Source organism: Marinobacter qingdaonensis (assembly GCF_034555935.1).
GTDB classification, from domain to species: domain Bacteria; phylum Pseudomonadota; class Gammaproteobacteria; order Pseudomonadales; family Oleiphilaceae; genus Marinobacter; species Marinobacter qingdaonensis.
Genome location: NZ_JAYDCJ010000003.1, coordinates 1,825,287 through 1,841,872, shown reverse-complemented (window position 1 = coordinate 1,841,872; position 16,586 = coordinate 1,825,287). Strand labels below are relative to the sequence as shown.

Annotated in this window: 16 protein-coding genes; 6 read left to right on the top strand and 10 right to left on the bottom strand. The window is 64.2% G+C overall.

Annotated elements, in window-relative coordinates; translation table 11 throughout:
* Positions 1-142: 142 nt before the first annotated feature.
* Positions 143-745 carry a ComF family protein gene (locus tag U5822_RS11680; RefSeq protein ID WP_322855798.1) on the top strand — a complete coding sequence of 201 codons (603 nt, stop codon included), beginning with the start codon at positions 143-145 and terminating at the stop codon, positions 743-745.
* Here U5822_RS11680 and U5822_RS11675 read toward each other — a convergent pair.
* Positions 742-1,851 (bottom strand): NAD(P)/FAD-dependent oxidoreductase, encoded by a 1,110-nt coding sequence (locus U5822_RS11675; protein ID WP_322855797.1) that lies wholly within the window; start codon positions 1,849-1,851, stop codon positions 742-744. The genes U5822_RS11680 and U5822_RS11675 overlap by 4 nt on opposite strands.
* Positions 1,852-1,993: 142 nt before the next feature.
* Here U5822_RS11675 and U5822_RS11670 point away from each other — a divergent pair, with 142 nt between their 5' ends.
* Genes U5822_RS11670 through cmoB form a run of 5 tightly spaced genes read left to right on the top strand, consistent with a single transcriptional unit; the run spans position 1,994 to position 5,607 of the window.
* Positions 1,994-2,419: a hypothetical protein gene (locus tag U5822_RS11670; RefSeq protein WP_322855796.1), complete on the top strand. Its 426-nt coding sequence runs from the start codon at positions 1,994-1,996 to the stop codon at positions 2,417-2,419.
* 12 nt (positions 2,420-2,431) lie between these two features.
* A complete protein-coding gene (locus U5822_RS11665; RefSeq protein ID WP_322855795.1) occupies positions 2,432-3,448 on the top strand; it encodes a serine/threonine protein kinase in 1,017 nt (338 codons plus the stop codon).
* Positions 3,449-3,484: 36 nt separating this feature from the next.
* The gene (locus U5822_RS11660; protein WP_322855794.1) at positions 3,485-3,850 is read left to right on the top strand and encodes a PA3694 family proteiin; all 366 of its coding nucleotides are present in this window, start codon (positions 3,485-3,487) and stop codon (positions 3,848-3,850) included.
* Entirely contained in the window at positions 3,843-4,598 is a 756-nt protein-coding gene (gene cmoA / locus U5822_RS11655) for a carboxy-S-adenosyl-L-methionine synthase CmoA (RefSeq protein ID WP_322855793.1), read from the top strand. Before U5822_RS11660 ends, cmoA begins: the two co-directional genes overlap by 8 nt.
* Before the next feature lie 16 nt (positions 4,599-4,614).
* Positions 4,615-5,607, top strand: coding sequence for a tRNA 5-methoxyuridine(34)/uridine 5-oxyacetic acid(34) synthase CmoB (gene cmoB / locus U5822_RS11650; RefSeq protein WP_322855792.1), 993 nt, complete (start codon positions 4,615-4,617; stop codon positions 5,605-5,607).
* Positions 5,608-5,663: 56 nt separating this feature from the next.
* On the opposite strand, the gene U5822_RS11645 is transcribed toward cmoB, so the two are convergent.
* The 9 genes from U5822_RS11645 to U5822_RS11605 all read right to left on the bottom strand — a co-directional run bounded on the left by U5822_RS11645 (position 5,664) and on the right by U5822_RS11605 (position 16,568).
* Positions 5,664-6,959, bottom strand: coding sequence for an adenylosuccinate synthase (locus tag U5822_RS11645; protein ID WP_322855791.1), 1,296 nt, complete (start codon positions 6,957-6,959; stop codon positions 5,664-5,666).
* Between the two features lie 83 nt (positions 6,960-7,042).
* Positions 7,043-8,224, bottom strand: a complete 1,182-nt coding sequence (locus U5822_RS11640) for an ATP phosphoribosyltransferase regulatory subunit (RefSeq protein WP_322855790.1) — start codon at positions 8,222-8,224, stop codon at positions 7,043-7,045.
* A 184-nt stretch (positions 8,225-8,408) separates the two neighbouring features.
* Positions 8,409-9,284: a protease modulator HflC gene (gene hflC, locus U5822_RS11635; RefSeq protein WP_322855789.1), complete on the bottom strand. Its 876-nt coding sequence runs from the start codon at positions 9,282-9,284 to the stop codon at positions 8,409-8,411.
* Between the two features lie 2 nt (positions 9,285-9,286).
* The gene (gene hflK, locus U5822_RS11630; RefSeq protein WP_322855788.1) at positions 9,287-10,468 is read right to left on the bottom strand and encodes an FtsH protease activity modulator HflK; all 1,182 of its coding nucleotides are present in this window, start codon (positions 10,466-10,468) and stop codon (positions 9,287-9,289) included.
* 78 nt (positions 10,469-10,546) lie between these two features.
* Positions 10,547-11,845 carry a ribosome rescue GTPase HflX gene (gene hflX / locus U5822_RS11625; protein ID WP_322855787.1) on the bottom strand — a complete coding sequence of 433 codons (1,299 nt, stop codon included), beginning with the start codon at positions 11,843-11,845 and terminating at the stop codon, positions 10,547-10,549.
* 115 nt (positions 11,846-11,960) lie between these two features.
* Positions 11,961-12,212, bottom strand: a complete 252-nt coding sequence (hfq, locus tag U5822_RS11620) for an RNA chaperone Hfq (protein ID WP_008170056.1) — start codon at positions 12,210-12,212, stop codon at positions 11,961-11,963.
* 38 nt (positions 12,213-12,250) lie between these two features.
* On the bottom strand, positions 12,251-13,282 hold the full coding sequence (miaA, locus tag U5822_RS11615) for a tRNA (adenosine(37)-N6)-dimethylallyltransferase MiaA (RefSeq protein WP_322855786.1): 1,032 nt from the start codon (positions 13,280-13,282) through the stop codon (positions 12,251-12,253).
* 5 nt (positions 13,283-13,287) lie between these two features.
* The gene (mutL, locus tag U5822_RS11610) at positions 13,288-15,198 is read right to left on the bottom strand and encodes a DNA mismatch repair endonuclease MutL (protein ID WP_322855785.1); all 1,911 of its coding nucleotides are present in this window, start codon (positions 15,196-15,198) and stop codon (positions 13,288-13,290) included.
* A gap of 20 nt (positions 15,199-15,218) precedes the next feature.
* Positions 15,219-16,568, bottom strand: a complete 1,350-nt coding sequence (locus tag U5822_RS11605) for an N-acetylmuramoyl-L-alanine amidase (RefSeq protein WP_322855784.1) — start codon at positions 16,566-16,568, stop codon at positions 15,219-15,221.
* Positions 16,569-16,586 lie beyond the last annotated feature (18 nt).

The following is a 16,586-nucleotide window of genomic DNA, read 5'->3' as shown; positions in this document are numbered from 1 at the left end:
GATGAATCAGATGATAAAGGGACTGAACTGGCTGTCAACCTTAATGGAACTAAAGGTTAACAGCGAGCGCCGGGCCGGCGCCTGCGTCGCTTGCCTCACACCCAATGCTTTCAATGGCTTATGCGCACCCTGCCGGCTCGACTTGCCGGTTAACCACTGGGCCTGCCGAGTCTGCGCCCTGCCCCTGCCCATCGCCGGCCATGACCGGGTCTGCGGCGGCTGCCTGACCGATCCACCGCCCTTCGACCGGGCACTGATTCCCTGGCGCTACCAATTTCCCGTCGACAGCATGATTCACCGCTACAAGTACCTGGGACAGCACCGGTTTGCCCGGCCCCTGATTCAGGACCTAGGGCACCGGCTGACAGACGTCCTGGCCGCCGACGACCAGGCCGGGCCGCAGGCACTGATCCCCGCACCCATGCACCGGCACCGGCGCCGGGAACGAGGCTTCAACCAGGCCCAGGACATTGCCGAGCATCTGGGCCAGCACTTGTGCCTGCCGGTCCACGGCGGCCTGGTTCACAGAGGCCGGCAGGTCCGGGCCCAGCGGGATCTGAAGCGCGAGCAACGGCTGGAGAATCTCAAGGGGGTGTTCGAAGTGCATGGCCGGGTACCCGAACGGATCGCGATTGTTGACGACGTGGTCACAACCGGGGCAACCGTGCGCGCGCTGGCCGGCCTGTTACGCCAGGCTGGTGCGCGGCACATTGAGGTCTGGGCGCTGGCGCGGACCCCGGGCTAGCCCAGGCGCGCGCGTACTTCTTCGGCCAGGGCCAGGCAGGAGGTCAGGCCCGGGGATTCGATCCCGAACAGGTTGATCAGGCCTGCCAGGCCATGCTCGTCCGGGCCGTCTATGCGGAAATCGGCAAACCCGCCGTCCGGCCCCGCCAGTTTTGGCCGGATACCGGCGTAAGCCGGTTGCAGACGGGCCTCATCCAGGCCCGGCCACCAGGCCCGGACGCCGTCCACGAACGCCTGCTTGCGCTGGGGATCGACCCGGTAATCCTCCGCGTCGACCCACTCCACGTCGGGACCGAAACGGGCCTGCCCGGCCAGGTCGAGGGTCAGGTGCACACCCAGGCCACCGGGCTCGGGCACCGGATAGATCAGAGTGTCGAACGGGTGACGGCCGCTGTAACTGAAGTACACGCCCCGGGCCAGCCATTGCCTGGGCCGGCCTTGCTCCGGCAATCCGACCCAGCGCTGCGCCAACCCGGGCGCGCCCAGGCCGGCGGCATTGATGACGTGGTTGGCCTTGAGCGTGCAGGGCATCTCGCCCCCGACGCGCAAGTAATGGTGGTCGCCGTCGGTTCGCGCATCGGTGACCGGTGCCCGCAACACCAGCTGGCCGCCAGCATCCTCGAGCTCCCCCAACAGGGACAGCATCAGGCCGTGACTGTCGACCACCCCGGTTTCCGGCGACCAGAGTCCCGCCGCCGCCGTCAAACCGGGAACCCGGGTGGCCAGGTCAGCGCCGTCCACCAGATCCAGCGCCACGCCGTTTCTGGCCGCGCCCGCCTGGATGCTCTCGAGCTTTGCCGACTGGGCGGCTGAGGTCGCCACGATCCACTTGCCGCATTTCCGGTGGCCGACCCGATGGCGCTCACAATACTGGTACAGCTGCTCCCGCCCCTGAACGCACAGTCGGGCTTTCAGGCTGCCTTCGGGGTAATAGATGCCGGCATGGATGACTTCGCTGTTGCGCGACGAGATGCCCTCGCCAAACCGGTCGCCGGCCTCCAGCACGATGACTTCGTGGCCGGCCAGCGCCAGCGTCCGGGCCACGGCCAGCCCCACCACCCCGGCACCGATCACCACCGTCTGGGCTTCCAGGATGTCTTCAGTCAATTGCCCCTCCGCTGCGTCGTCTCAATGTTTGCGACAGCATAACCGATTCCCCAGCGCTTCCGTAGCAGGCCGGCGCCGCTGCTTACGCCAGCCGCCATACAGGTTATACTTGGCTCAGGACAGAGGTGGAGGGAGCCACACTATGATGTCTGACGGGAAGCAGTACCTTCTGGTGATGGTGGTTGCCGCACTGTTTGTCGGCTGGCTGGGCTGGCGCGGGTTTGAGGTAATCAGCCTGAACGAGCGCCTGAAAAGCGATGACAGGGTGGCCAGCTACCCCTATCAACACCGGGTTTTGCGGGTTGAGGGCGGCACCGCCATCATGGGCTCGCTCAGGTCTCACACCACCTCCACCCAGGTGGCGCTGGGCATGGTGTTCCCGAGCATGCGCCACCTGGACGAGAGCCACCGGGCCTGGCAACGGGCCGAGCGGGAACTGGCACAGGTTCAGGCGCGCGCGGGCGATATTGTCTTGCGCGCCTCGGGAATTCGCCGGATCCGCTGGGAGCTGGACGAGAACTGGTACCACCTGCAGGCGATGAAATCCAATTACGACACAGGGCTTTAACTACGCTTTCCTATGACCCATGACGCAGCACTGGCCAACTCGCCTCATCCCTACGACCTCCTGACCCCCGACACCATTCTCGATGCCATGGAAGCGGCCGGCTACACCGTCAGCGGTCGACTGTTTGCCTTGAACAGCTACGAAAACCGGGTCTATCAGGTCGGCCTGGAAGACGCGCCTCCGGTGATCGCCAAGTTCTACCGCCCCGGTCGCTGGTCGGAGGCGGCCATCCGCGAAGAACACACCTTTTCCCGGGAACTGGTCGAGGCCGATATCCCGGTGGTCGCGCCGCTGACCATGCCGTCCGGTGACACCCTGGGCCAGCACGGCGACTTCCTGTTCACGGTCTTTCCCCAGCGCGGCGGGCAGGCACCGGATGTGAGTGTCACCGACACCCTGTATCGCCTGGGCCAGTGGCTGGGCCGCCTGCACAACGTCGGCGCCAGCACCCCCTTCCAGCACCGTCCCCGGATGAACCTGCTGGACGGCATTGAACAGAACAACCGGTTGCTGCTCGAAGGCGACTGGATTCCGCAGGATTTGCGCCCGGCCTGGGACAGCCTGATTCCGGACCTGATCCAGGCCAGCGCCGCCGCCATCGACGCCGCCGGCCCGGTGGAGGAACTGCGCCTGCACGGGGATTGTCACGCCGGCAACATCCTGTGCCGGGACGAAGAGATGCTGCTGGTGGACCTGGACGACTGCCGCACCGGGCCGGCGATCCAGGACATGTGGCTGCTGCTGAATGGCGAAGACCACGAGCGGGGCGCCCAGTTGGGCGAACTGCTGGAGGGCTACGAGATGTTCCGGGAGTTCAACCGTCGCGAACGCCACCTGATCGAACCCCTTCGGTGCTACCGCCAGATCAGTCACTGCGCCTGGCTGGCCAAGCGCTGGGACGACCCGGCCTTCCCCCGATTTTTTCCGTGGTTCGCCCAGCCCCGGTTCTGGTCGGACCAGGTCCTGGCCCTGCGTGAGCAACTGGCGGCCTTGCAGGCACCGTCGATTTCCCTGCCCGGTCAGTATTGACGTTTCTTTTTTCAAACCCATCCAGATGAGGTAGGCATGAGCCAGAACGAGGCCCGTTACACCGTACGCAGCCTGATCCTGACCGCCGTCATTGCCGTGGTGGCCACGGTACTGACCCTGGAGACCTCCGGCAGGATCGATCATTCCGACAACAAGGACCACGTGCCGGTGGGCGACTTCCAGGCCATCCACGTGGCAACCGACGAACCCTTCCGCATGTCGCCCAAGGCTTCGGAACTGCATGCGGTATGCGAAAACGGCTTCTTGGCCATTGCCGCCGACGTCGATCCGTCGTTCCGGGGTATTCTGGTGGATTACAAGAACCGGGGCGTCCGCTGCCAGCGGCCGGCGCCAACCGCATCCGCCACCCCCAGCGCCGAGGCAGGCGAGAGCAATGAGTAAGTCAGGCAAGCCGCCCGAGCAGGCGACCGACCGTCTCTTTGCCACCGAACGGCGGCCCGAGGACTTCCGCTTCGATGCCTCCGTGGCCCGGGTGTTCCCGGACATGATCCGGCGCTCGGTGCCCGGCTACACCACCATCATCCCGATGATCGAGGTGATTACCGAGCAATACGTCCAGGTCGGCTCCAATTGCTATGATCTGGGCTGCTCCCTGGGCGCCTCGACCCTGGCCATGCGCCACGGCATTCCCCACCCGGACTGCACCCTGGTCGGGGTCGACAACTCCGACGCCATGATCGAACGCTGTGAGCACTACATCGCCCTGGACGACAGCCCACTGCCGGTGACCCTGCGCTGCGAGGACATCCTGGCCACCGAGCTTACCAACGCCTCGGTCACCACCCTGAACTTCACCCTGCAGTTCGTTCCGCCCGAGCGGCGCACCGAGTTGCTGACCCGGATTGCCGAGGCCACCCGGCCCGGCGGCGTGCTGATCCTGTCGGAGAAGATCCGCTTCGAGTCCGAACGCGACCAGGAGATCCAGACCCGCCTGCACCACGAATTCAAGCGGGCCAATGGCTATTCGGACCTGGAGATCAGCCAGAAACGCTCGGCGATCGAGCAGGTCCTGATCCCGGAAACCCTGGCCAGCCACCAGCAACGGCTACAGCGCGCCGGCTTCGACCGGGTGCTGATCTGGTACCAATGCTTCAATTTCGTCTCCATGCTGGCGATCAAAGACCACTGACCAACCACTGGAACCCATGGCAACTTTCGACTGGCAATCCACCTTTGGCCCGCTACTGACCGAATTGACCCAATCCGGACAGGCGCTCTGGGCCGACCGGCTGCGCGAACAGCTGACCCACCGCTTCGACGACAATCCGCACGGCGACCTGGCCCGCTGGTTCGGGGCGCTGCAAAGCCTGCCCGAACTGGCCGAGGTGTCGGCGGCCCTGGATCGGTCGGCCATCACCCTGCGCAGTCCGACTCCCTTGAATGAGCCCCAGCAGGCGGAGCTGGAGGCTGCCCTGCGTGGGCTGATGCCCTGGCGCAAGGGCCCGTTCGATTTCTTTGGCACCCACATCGACACCGAGTGGCGTTCCGACTGGAAATGGGACCGGGTCCTGCCCTACCTGTCCGATCTGCGCGGCCGGCGCATCCTCGACGTCGGCTGTGGCTCCGGCTACCACTGCTGGCGCATGCTCGGCGAAGGCGCCGGTCGGGTCATCGGCATTGATCCGGGCCTGCTGTTCCTGTTCCAGTTCCTGAGCGTCAAACGCTACCTGCCGGACGCGCCCGTGGACCTGTTGCCCGTGCGCATGGAGGACCTACCGGACCAACTGCAGGCCTTCGACACCACCTTTTCCATGGGCGTGCTCTACCACCGGCGCTCGCCGCTCGATCACCTGCTGGAGCTGAAGGGCACCCTGCGCCGCGGCGGCGAACTGGTGCTGGAAACGCTGGTGGTGGACGGGCCCGAGGGTTACAGCCTGATGCCCGAGGACCGGTACGGCCAGATGCGCAACGTCTGGTTCCTGCCCAGCTGCGATACCCTGCTGCGCTGGCTGGACCGGACCGGGTTCCGCAACGCCCGGGTGGTGGACGTGACCGACACCACCACCGAGGAGCAACGTAGCACCGACTGGATGCGGTTCAATTCCCTGGCGGATTTCCTGGACCCGAACGACCCCGGCAAAACCATCGAGGGCTACCCGGGCCCGAAACGGGCCACGCTCATCGCCGAGAAACCCTAAGCACAAAAAAAGCCGCCGTGCAGTTACCTGCAGGGCGGCTTTGCTGACCTTACCAATCAGTCGCCGAAGGGGTGACGCAGGGTAATGGTCTCGATCCGGTCCGGACCGGTGGAGATGATGTCGATCGGCGCTTCGATCTGCTCCTCGAGGAAGCGGATGTAGGCCTTGGCGTTTTCCGGCAGCTGGTCGATGCTGGTCAGGCCAACCGTGCTGTCGCTCCAGCCCGGCAGTTCCGCGTACACCGGCTCGATGTCGGTGTAGGTGTCGCATCCGATCGGCGGACGGGTGATTTCACCACGCGGGGTCTTGTAGCCGACACACACCTTGACGGTTTCCATGCCGTCCAGTACGTCCAGCTTGGTCAGACAGATGCCGGACACGCTGTTGATCTGGATGGCGTGGCGCAGGGCCACGGCGTCGAACCAGCCACAACGGCGCGAGCGGCCGGTGGTGGTGCCGATTTCGTTACCCTTGACCGCCAGATGGTGGCCCATGTCGTCGAACAGCTCGGTCGGGAACGGACCGGAACCGACGCGGGTGGTGTAGGCCTTGGTGATGCCCAGCACGTAGTCCAGGAACAGCGGGCCAAAGCCGGAGCCGGTGGCGGTTCCGCCGGCGGTGGTGTTCGAGGAGGTCACGAACGGGTAGGTACCCAGGTCGATGTCCAGCAGGGAGCCCTGGGCGCCCTCGAACAGGATGTGCTCGCCGCGCTTGCGGAAATCGTGCAGCATGTCGGTCACATCGGCCGCCATCGGCAGGATTTCCTCGCCCATTTCCCGCAGCTCGGCCAGGGCCGCGTCGATGTCTTCGGGCTCTTCCTTGTAGTACTCGGTCAGCACGAAGTTGTGGTAGGACATGATCTCGCGCAACTTGGCCTCGAAATCCGCCGGGTTGCACAGGTCGCCCAGGCGCACGCCGCGACGGGACACCTTGTCCTCGTAGGCGGGACCAATGCCCCGGCCGGTGGTGCCGATCTTGTCGTTGCCACGGGCGCGCTCGCGCGCCTGGTCGATGCGCACGTGGGTGCGCAGAATGATCGGACAGGCCAGGCTGATGCGCAGACGATCGCGCACGGCCACGTCGTTGGCCTCCAGCTCGCGCACTTCCTTGAGCAGAGCTTCCGGCGACAGCACCACGCCGTTACCGATCAGGCAGTAAACGTGCTGGCGAAGAATGCCGGACGGGATCAGGTGCAGGGCCGTTTTCTTGCCATCGATGACCAGTGTGTGGCCCGCATTGTGACCACCCTGGAAGCGGACCACGGCCGCGACCTTGTCGGTCAACAGGTCAACAATCTTACCCTTGCCTTCATCACCCCATTGGGTGCCCAGCACAACAACGTTTTTACCCATGATTCTCTCTCAGTGCGGCTGCCCCGGAGGACAGGCGTTTCGCAAGTTTAACTTCAAATCAGTTCAATCGACCCGGGTCGGCGTCAGGCCAGCTTCTCAACCACCCACTGGCCGTCCTGCTTGACCAGTTTCCGGTCACAGCCCAGGGCCGCAGGATCGGTTTTCTCGTCGTCCGGCAGCGCGCGGATCACGGTCTCGGTCAGGCGCAAGCCGGCAATCACCCCTTCCAGAGCGGCGTCCTCGTCGGCCGGGGCCCAGACGGCACCACTGCGCTTCTGAACCCGCTCTCCCAAGGCCACCAGGGCGCGGATGTCCAGACTGAAACCGGTCGCCGGTCGGGCCCGGCCAAAATCGCTGCCGATGGCGTCGTAACGACCGCCCTTGGCCACGGCATCGCCGTGTCCGGGCACATAGGCGGCAAACACCAGGCCTGTGTGATAGTTGTAGCCCCGAAGTTCGCAAAAATCGAAACCGACACTCACTTCCGGGAAATCCCGCGCCAGCATGTCGCAAACCCGGCCAAGCTTCTCCAATGCGGCATCCAGCGCCTCGGACCCCCCCTGGAGGATGCGCCGGGCTTCGGCCAGTGCCTCCGGACCACCGCTGACCCGTGCCAGCTCTCGCAGACGTGCGCCCGGGGTACCGGCCGGACAGTCGCCCAGCAATTCATCGAGTTCCGGCACCGATTTGCGGGCCATGGCGTCAAAAATCGCCGCTTCGGTATCGCGGTCAAAGTCCGCTTCGCCAATCAGGCCCTGATAAATGGACACGTGGGCCAGGTCGAGGTGGATCCGCGGCAGGCCGGAGACCCGCAAGGTCTCCAGCATCAGGCTGATGACCTCCATATCCGCCGCTTCGGATTCGCTGCCGAACAGCTCGCAACCCGCCTGGATCGGCGTGCGCCCGGTCAGCATGTGCCGGGGCCGGGTGTGCAGCACGTGGCCGGCGTAGCAAAGCCGGGTAATGCCTTCCTGTCCCAGGGTGTGGGCATCGATGCGGGCAGCCTGGGGCGTCATGTCGGCCCGCACGCCCATCATCCGGCCGGTCAGCTGATCGGTCAGCTTGAAGGTCTGCAACTCCAGATCGTTGCCGGTACCGGTAAACAGGGATTCGAGGTATTCAATAAGAGGGGGAATGACCAGCTGGTAGCCCCAGCGTTGGCAGGTATCCATTACATCCCGGCGCAGGGATTCGATCCGTCCGGCCAGAGGCGGCAGAATGTCCTCTACCCCGTCCGGCAGTAACCAGCGATCAGATACTGTCATGAGATTACGTTGTCCGTCAGACCCGCTTCGGCGTGAGTGCCTTGGGGTTTTGCTCAGGATTTAAGGCGAATTCCGCGGCCGGAAAACCGGGAAACAAAACCGTCAGAATTCTACACGGTTGAACGGCACAAAAAAACCGGAATACCGAGGTATTCCGGTTTTTCCAATCGATCGCCCGGGGCTGTTAACGGCCGCCCTGGGGATCCTTCAGGAACTTCATGAAATCACTGTCGGAATCAATGACCATGATGTCATCCTTACTGGAGAAGGTGTTCTGGTACGCCTGCAAGCTCCGGTAGAAGCTGTAGAACTCGGGGTTTGAGCCGTAGGCGTTTGCGTAGATTGACGCGGCCTGACCGTCACCCTCACCGCGGGTTTCCTCGGACTCGGCGAACGCCTCAGCCAGAATCACCGTGCGCTGACGATCGGCGTCGGCGCGGATGCCTTCGGCCAACTCGCGGCCGCGGGAGCGGAACTCCTGGGCCAGCTTTTCACGCTCGGTCGCCATGCGGCGGTAGACGTTCTCGCTGACTTCACCCGGGAACTCGATGGCCTTGACCCGAACGTCGAGGACCTTGATGCCAAACTCCTTGACCGAGGTCTCGTTCACCCGATCCCGCAGACTGTGCATCAGCTCATCGCGCTGGCCAGACACCACTTCGTGCATGGTGCGAATACCGAACTCGTCACGCAGGCCGTTGTCCACCCGGGACAGCAGCAGCGACTGGGCCCGGAACTCGTCGCCACCGGTGGCCCGGTAGAACTGGTCCACGTTGAGGATTTTCCAGGCAATGTAGGAATCCACATCCAGCGGCTTCTTCTCGACCGTCAGGTACTGGCGGGACGGCAGGTCCATGGTCAGTACGCGGATGTCGAACTCCCGCACCTGGTCGATGACCGGCACTTTGAAGTGAATACCCGCCTGGATGTCGGTTTCCACCAGCTCCCCGAAACGCAGCATAACGCCGCGGTGGGTTTCCGGGATGATGTACACGCTGGAAAGCACCAGCAGGACAACAATGAGGGCGCCTGCAAGGCCCACTACACCTTTAGGTCCCATGATTATCTGCTCCTCCGTACATTAGTGTCCTGCCTGGAGCGCAGCTCCTTGATGACCTGATCGGTCAGGCTCTGGATATCCATCTGGTCGCTGCCGCCACCCGATGACTGGCTGCCGCCACGCGGCAGCGCGCCTTGGGTCAGACGATCCAGGGGCAGGTACATCATGTTGCCACTGCTCTTGGTGTCCACCAGGATCTTGCTGCTGCTGGACAGCACCGACTCCAGCGCCTGCAGGTACAGGCGGTCGCGAGTGACGGTCGGAGCGTTTTGGTACACCGCCAGCAGTTCCAGGAAGCGCGCGGTTTCACCACGGGCCCGCTCGATCACTTCCTGCTTGTAGGCGTTGGCCTCTTCGATCATGCGCTGGGCCTGACCGCGAGCCTCGGGCACCACCTTGTTCCGGTAGGTTTCCGCTTCTTCTTTCACACGCTGCTCGTCTTCCCGGGCGCGCTGAACCTCACGGAAGGCGTCCTGCACCGCCGGTGGCGGCTGGGTGCTTTCAACGTTGACCCGGACGATCTCCAGACCGGTGCCGTATTCCTGCAGGAAGCGCTGCAGCCGCTGCTCGACCCGAACCGAGAGTTCCGCCCGGCCTTCGGTCAGCACGTCATCGAGCGAGGAGCTGCCGACTTCGTGACGCAGGGCACTGTCGGTGGCGAAGGCCAGGGCCTGGTTGGAATCCCTGACGTTCAGCACGTAGGCCTTGGCATCGGCGACGCGGTACTGGACCTGCAGGTCGACGGTTACCAGGTTTTCGTCCTGGGTCAGCATCTGGCCGCTGGACTCGGCGGTCCGTACGTTGGTTACCCGCACCTTGGAGACGTCGTCGATCAACGGCACCTTGAAGCGCAGACCCGGATTCTCAGTCCGGTTGTACTCACCGAACCGCAGGACCACGGCGCGTTCCTGTTCGTCGACGGTGTAGAAGGACTGGAAAATCACGTAGCCGACTACCAGGATCCCGGCCAGGGCTAGAATGGCGCCGAAGCCGCCGGTGCTGCCACCGGAGCCACTGCCGCCGGACTTTCCGCCCTTGCCGCCCAGCATCCTGTTCAACTTGTCGAGACCTTTCTTCAGCGCCTCGTCGAGGTCTGGTGGCCCCTGATCATCGCCGCGACGACCACCACCGGTACCCCAGGGGTCGTTGTCGTTACGGTTTCCACCCGGTTCGTTCCAGGCCATAGTGCTCTCCGTTCCTGACTTATAGATGGCTGCAAATACTAGGGATTTATCGACGCCCCGGCAATAGTCCCAGCGGTTTCAGGCGGGACCATCGTCGAGACGAACCGAATCTTCATTGACTCCGGCACGGGCCAGCAACTGCTGCCAGTCCCGGTTCTGCAATCTCACTTCCAGGACCGCGTCCCCGGTCTCCCGGTGTTTTTCACTCAGTACCGACCCGGCCTGATGCAACAGGGCCCGCAACTTGCCGTCGGCCGGACCGAGCAGCACGAAATGATGCACCACGTCCTCGGCCAGGCGCTCAACCACGGCATCAAACAGTCCGTCCAGTCCTTCGCCGGTGACCGCCGATACCCAGGCCCGCACCGGAACGCCGTCCTCGTTGCGCTCTACCCGCGGGGTGAAGCCGTCCAGCAGGTCGATCTTGTTGAACACCTGCAGCACGGGAATCTCGTCGGCGCCAATTTCCGCCAGCACCTCTTCCACCTGCTCGATGTTCTCATCCCGCCGGCTGTCGTGACAGTCGATGATGTGCAACAGCAGCGAGGCCTGGGTGGTTTCCTCCAGGGTCGCGCGAAACGCCTCTACCAGCTTGTGCGGCAGATGACGGATGAAGCCCACGGTGTCGGCCATGACCACCGGCCCGATATCCGGCAACTCGAGCCGGCGCAGGGTCGGGTCCAGGGTCGCAAACAACTGGTCTGCGGCATATACGCTGGAGGTGGTGATTCGGTTGAACAGGGTCGACTTGCCCGCGTTGGTGTAGCCCACCAGCGACACGGTCGGAATGTCCGCCCGCTTCCGGGCCCGCCGGCCCTGGTTGCGCTGCCGGCGCACCTTTTCCAGGCGCTTGTGAATGGACTTGATGCGCTCCCGCAGCAGGCGCCGGTCGGTTTCCAGCTGGGTCTCACCCGGACCACGCAGACCAATACCACCCTTCTGCCGCTCCAGGTGCGTCCAGCCCCGGACCAGCCGGGTGGACATATGCTCCAACTGAGCCAGTTCGACCTGCAACTTACCCTCGTGGGTGCGGGCGCGCTGGGCGAAGATGTCGAGGATGACCCCGGTGCGGTCGAGAACCCGGCAGCGCAGGTCGCGTTCGATGTTCCGCTCCTGACTGGGGCTCAGGGCATGATTGAACAGCACCACGTCGGCCTCGTTGGCCTGGATGGCGCTGCGGATCTCCTCCAGTTTGCCTTCGCCAACAAACAGGCGGGGGCTGGGCTGCTTGCGCGAGCCATTGACCATGGCTACGGGCTCGACGCCGGCGGAGGTGACCAGTTCCCGAAACTCGTCGGGATCTTCGGTGTCTTCGTGGGAGGTGAAGTCGATGTGGACGAGAATCGCCCGCTCACCAACATCAGGACGTTCAAACAAGTGTTATCAACTCCGAAACAGTCAGACTGTTAGCGCATAAAAACAAACACCCGCGATCTTCCAAGCCGTTAAGCTCTTCAGAAGCGCGGGTGGAAGTACCGGAGGACCGGGCAAATCAGTCTTCAGACTCACCCTCTCCTCCCGGGGCCTGCTGCGGAATGCGAACATTACGGGCAGGAACCACGGTGGAAATCGCGTGCTTGTAGACCATCTGGCTGACAGTATTTTTCAGCAGAATCACGAACTGGTCGAAAGATTCAATCTGGCCCTGCAGCTTGATGCCGTTAACCAGGAAAATAGAAACCGGAATGCGCTCCTTTCGCAGGGCGTTGAGGTAAGGGTCTTGTAACGAGTGCCCTTTTGACATGTGTGTTCTCCTGTTTTTAGTAATTGCAGATCGTCATTTCAAAGGTTAAATGTGGTGCGTAGTCTGATTTTTTTCAAGGCTTCCGTGGAGATATATTCATCTTCGCTAGCCAGCCAGTGCACATCAGACCACTTTCGCAACCAGGTCAGCTGCCGCTTCGCCAACTGGCGGGTGGCAGCCACCCCCTTGCTCACAAATGTGTCATAGCTGTCGTTGCCGGCCAGGTGATTCCAGGCCTGACGGTAACCAACACAACGCATGGAAGGGAGATCGGGGTGCAAATCACCCCGGCCCATCAACGCCCTCACCTCGTCCAGAAACCCGGCTTCCAGCATGGCAAGAAAGCGTCGATGGATGCGCTCGTGCAGCACCCGTCGGTCGGACGGCGCCATCGCAAGCTGCGTTACAGTATACGGAAGGGAGCCAGCCTCGTCTGCCTGCCATTGGGTGAAATAGGTGTAATCCTCGACACCGTCCTGGCGATGGGCACCGGCGCCGTCTGCCTGCCAGAAGGAGGAAATCGGCTTGCCGGTCAGGCGAATGACCTCCAGGGCCCGCAGCAGCCTCTGGCGATTGTTGGGGTGAATCAGCCCCGCCGCCACCGCGTCCCGCTCCTGCAGTTCTCGGTGCAGCTCGTGCCAGCCCCGGTCGCGGGCCTCCTGCTCGAGCTGGGCCCGCAGCGCCGGATCCGCCGCCGGTAACCCCGACATGCCGTGGAGCAAGGCCTTGTAATACATCATGGTGCCGCCCACCAGCAGGGGAATACGTCCGGCTTCGGTGATCCGGGCCATCTGTGCCAGGGCGTCCCGCCGGAAATCCGCGGCCGAGTATGACTCGGCCGGGTCGCAGATATCGATCAGTCGGTGGGGGGCCTGGGCCAGCTCGGCCGGCGACGGCTTGGCGGTGCCAATGTCCATGCCCCGGTAGATCATCGCGGAGTCGACGCTGATGATGTCGCAGGGCAGCTGCTGGCACAGCTCGATGGCCAGGTCGGTCTTGCCCGAGGCCGTCGGCCCCATCAGGAAGATCGCCGGCGGTTTCGGCCCGGTGCTAGCCGTGCTCTCGCCCATGCCCGTCAGCGCCCCCGCAGAAACAGCTTATCCAACTCCGACAGGGTCACCAGGGTCCAGGTCGGCCGCCCGTGGTTGCACTGACCACTGCGCTCGGTGGCTTCCATGTCCCGCAACAGGGAATTCATTTCCGGAATGGTGAGCTGCCGGTTGGCCCGAACCGAGCCGTGACAGGCCATGGTGCCCAACAATTCGTTGGTGACCGCATCAACCCGGTCGCTCTGGCCGTGTTCGATCAGATCCGCCAGCACGTCCCGCACCAGCTGTTCGCTGTCGGCACCGCGCAACAAGGCCGGCACCTGGCGCACCGCCAGGGTTTCCGGGCCGATGCGCTCGATCTGCAGGCCCAGCTGTTGCAGTTCCTCGCCGTGGCTTTCGGCCAAGGCGGCCTCTTTCTGGCTCACCGCCAGGGACAGCGGGACCAACAAAGGCTGACTCTTCAGGTCCTGCTCGGCCAGGGCCCGCTTCATGCGCTCGTAGGTGATGCGCTCGTGGGCGGCGTGCATGTCGACCACGATCAGACCGGCCCGGCCCTGGGCCAGAATGTAAATGCCGTGCAACTGGGCAATGGCATAGCCCAGGGGCGGTTCTTCGTCACCATCGACCGGTGGCGTTGGCGCAGCCTCCGGCAGCCCCGGCGCGCTTGCTTGGGCACCCGAGTCGACGCCGCCCCCGGCATTCAGGGAATTGTAGAACGCCATCTGGTCGCTGGCGCGCCAGTCCTGCTGCGGCTGTGGTGCGGCGCCGTACTGGCCCTGGAAGCCACTGGGCTGGGCCGGCGCGGGGTTGGCACCAGCGGGCGCGGCCCAGCCACTCGGCGCCGGCGCCTGGCCGTCGGCCAGGGCCGGCTGGCCCGCCACGGCAGTTTCACGGCCGAAGGACTGGGCCACGGCGCCCCGGAAGTGATCGTCCGGACGGACGTCGGCCAGGGCCTTGTGCAGGGTGCGAAAAATGAAATCGTGCACCAGCCGGCCATCCCGGAAACGGACTTCGTGCTTGGTCGGATGCACGTTGACGTCGACGGAGGCCGGGTCCACTTCCAGGTAGAGCACGAACGCCGGATGCCGGTTGTTGTACAGCACATCCCGGTAGGCCTGACGGACCGCGTGCGCCACCAGGCGGTCGCGGATGACCCGGCCGTTCACGAAGAAGTACTGCAGGTCGGCCTGACTGCGGGAGAAGGTCGGCAGCGCCACCCAGCCCCAGAGCCGCAGCCCGGTCGCCTCGGCGTCGATGACCACGGCGTTGTCGATGAACTGCTGACCGCACAGGGAGCCGATCCGGCGCTCCTTGTCCAACGCCGATTCGGCCGGTCGCAGGCTTTGCACCACCCGCTGGTTGTGGCGCAGGGTGAAACCGGCGTCGAACCGGCTCAGGGCCTGGCGGCGGATACACTCTTCGACGTGATTGAATTCGGTTTTCTCGGTGCGCAGGAATTTCCGGCGGGCCGGCGTGTTGAAGAACAGGTCACGGACCTCGACGGTGGTCCCGACCGGGTGGGCCGCCGGGGAAATGCGGGCGTCCATGTCGCGCCCCTCGACCTCCACCCGGGAGGCCGCTTCCTGGGCTGCGGTGCGCGAAGTCAGGGTCAGGCGTGAGACCGAACTGATACTGGCCAGGGCCTCGCCCCGGAAGCCCAGGGAGGCCACCGCTTCCAGGTCATCCAGGCTGGAAATCTTGCTGGTGGCGTGGCGACTGAGCGCCAGCGGCAAATCCTGTTCCTTGATGCCGCTGCCATCGTCCCGGACCCGAATCAGCTTGACGCCACCCTGCTCGATTTCCACGTCGACCCGGTCGGCGCCGGCGTCCAGGGCATTCTCAACCAGTTCCTTGACGACAGAAGCGGGACGCTCCACCACCTCACCGGCCGCGATCTGGTTCGCGAGCCGGGGCGAGAGCAACTGAATGGGGGGCATGTTACGGGAAAACCTCTTGATCAGGATGCGGGTATTCGAATGGTTTGCCCTACCATAACACGGTCATCCCGCAAGCCGTTAAACTGCATCAGTTCGCTGACGGTCGTCTGGTTTCTTCGGGCCACCCCGGACAGGGTATCGCCCCGCTGGATGCGGTAATGACTGACGGCGCTGCCACCCTGGCGCTGCTGCTTCTGGTGCGCCAGCAGGGTGCCCGGCGGCGGCGTTTTCTGGAAGTACTCGTCGATGCCCTTCATGATCGCGCTGGCCAGCCGGCTCCGGTACCACTCGGTCGACAGATTCTTCTCTTCCTGTGGGTTTGAGATGAAACCCGCCTCCACCAGGATCGAGGGGATATCCGGCGATTTCAGCACCACAAATGCGGCCTGCTCGACCCCGGACTTGTGCAATTTGGCGACCCCGCCAAGCTTGCCCAGCACCGAACTGCCGACCCCGAGACTGGCGTTGATGCTGGCGGTCATGGACAGGTCCAGCAACACCCCGGCCAGCATGTCGTCACGACCATCGAGCGACACGCCCCCAGTCAGGTCCGACCGGTTCTCACTCTGGGCCAGCCAACGGGCGGTTTCACTGGTGGCGCCACGCTGGGACAGGGCAAACACCGACGCGCCCTTGGGCTGAGGCGTGCGGAAGGCATCGGCGTGCACCGACACGAACAGATCGGCGTTGTATTTGCGCGCCAGCAGCGTCCGGTTGCGCAGGCCAATGTAGTAATCGCCGGTGCGGGTGAGCTTGGCGGTATAGCCGGGCCGCTCGTTGATCAGCTTGGCCAGGGTCTGCGCCATCTTCAGCACTACGTCCTTTTCCCGGGTGCCCCGGGGCCCGATGGCACCGGGGTCCTCGCCACCGTGGCCGGCATCGATCACCACCACCACGTCGCGCTTGCCGGCGCTGGACTGGGTCACCGTCGGTTTGGAGGCTTTCTCCAGGCGGCTGCCGTCCTCGTCGATCAGGTCCACCACCAGACGGTGGCCATACTGGCCATTGGGCTCCAGCTCAAAGCTCCGAGGCTTGATCTTGCTGGCCAGGTCCAGCACCACCCTCAGGTCGGTGCCGTTACGGGGGGCACTGCGAATCCGGCGGATCGGACTGCCGGAGAGGTCGAGCTTGGCAAAATCCGCCTTCAGGTCGGCGTTCTTCAGGTCGATGACCAGCCGGGATGGGTTGTCCAGGGAAAAGATGTTGTGCGCCACCTTGCCACCGGTATCCAGCACCAGCCGGGTGTGGTCCGGGGCGGGCCACACCCGTGCGCCCTCGACTCGGGTTCCGGCCTGGGCGACCAGGGAGGCACACAGCAACACCAGGGCGGCGACGCCCACCAGACTGCTTCGAATCGATATCCTGTTCATACTGCTATCCTGCTCGAC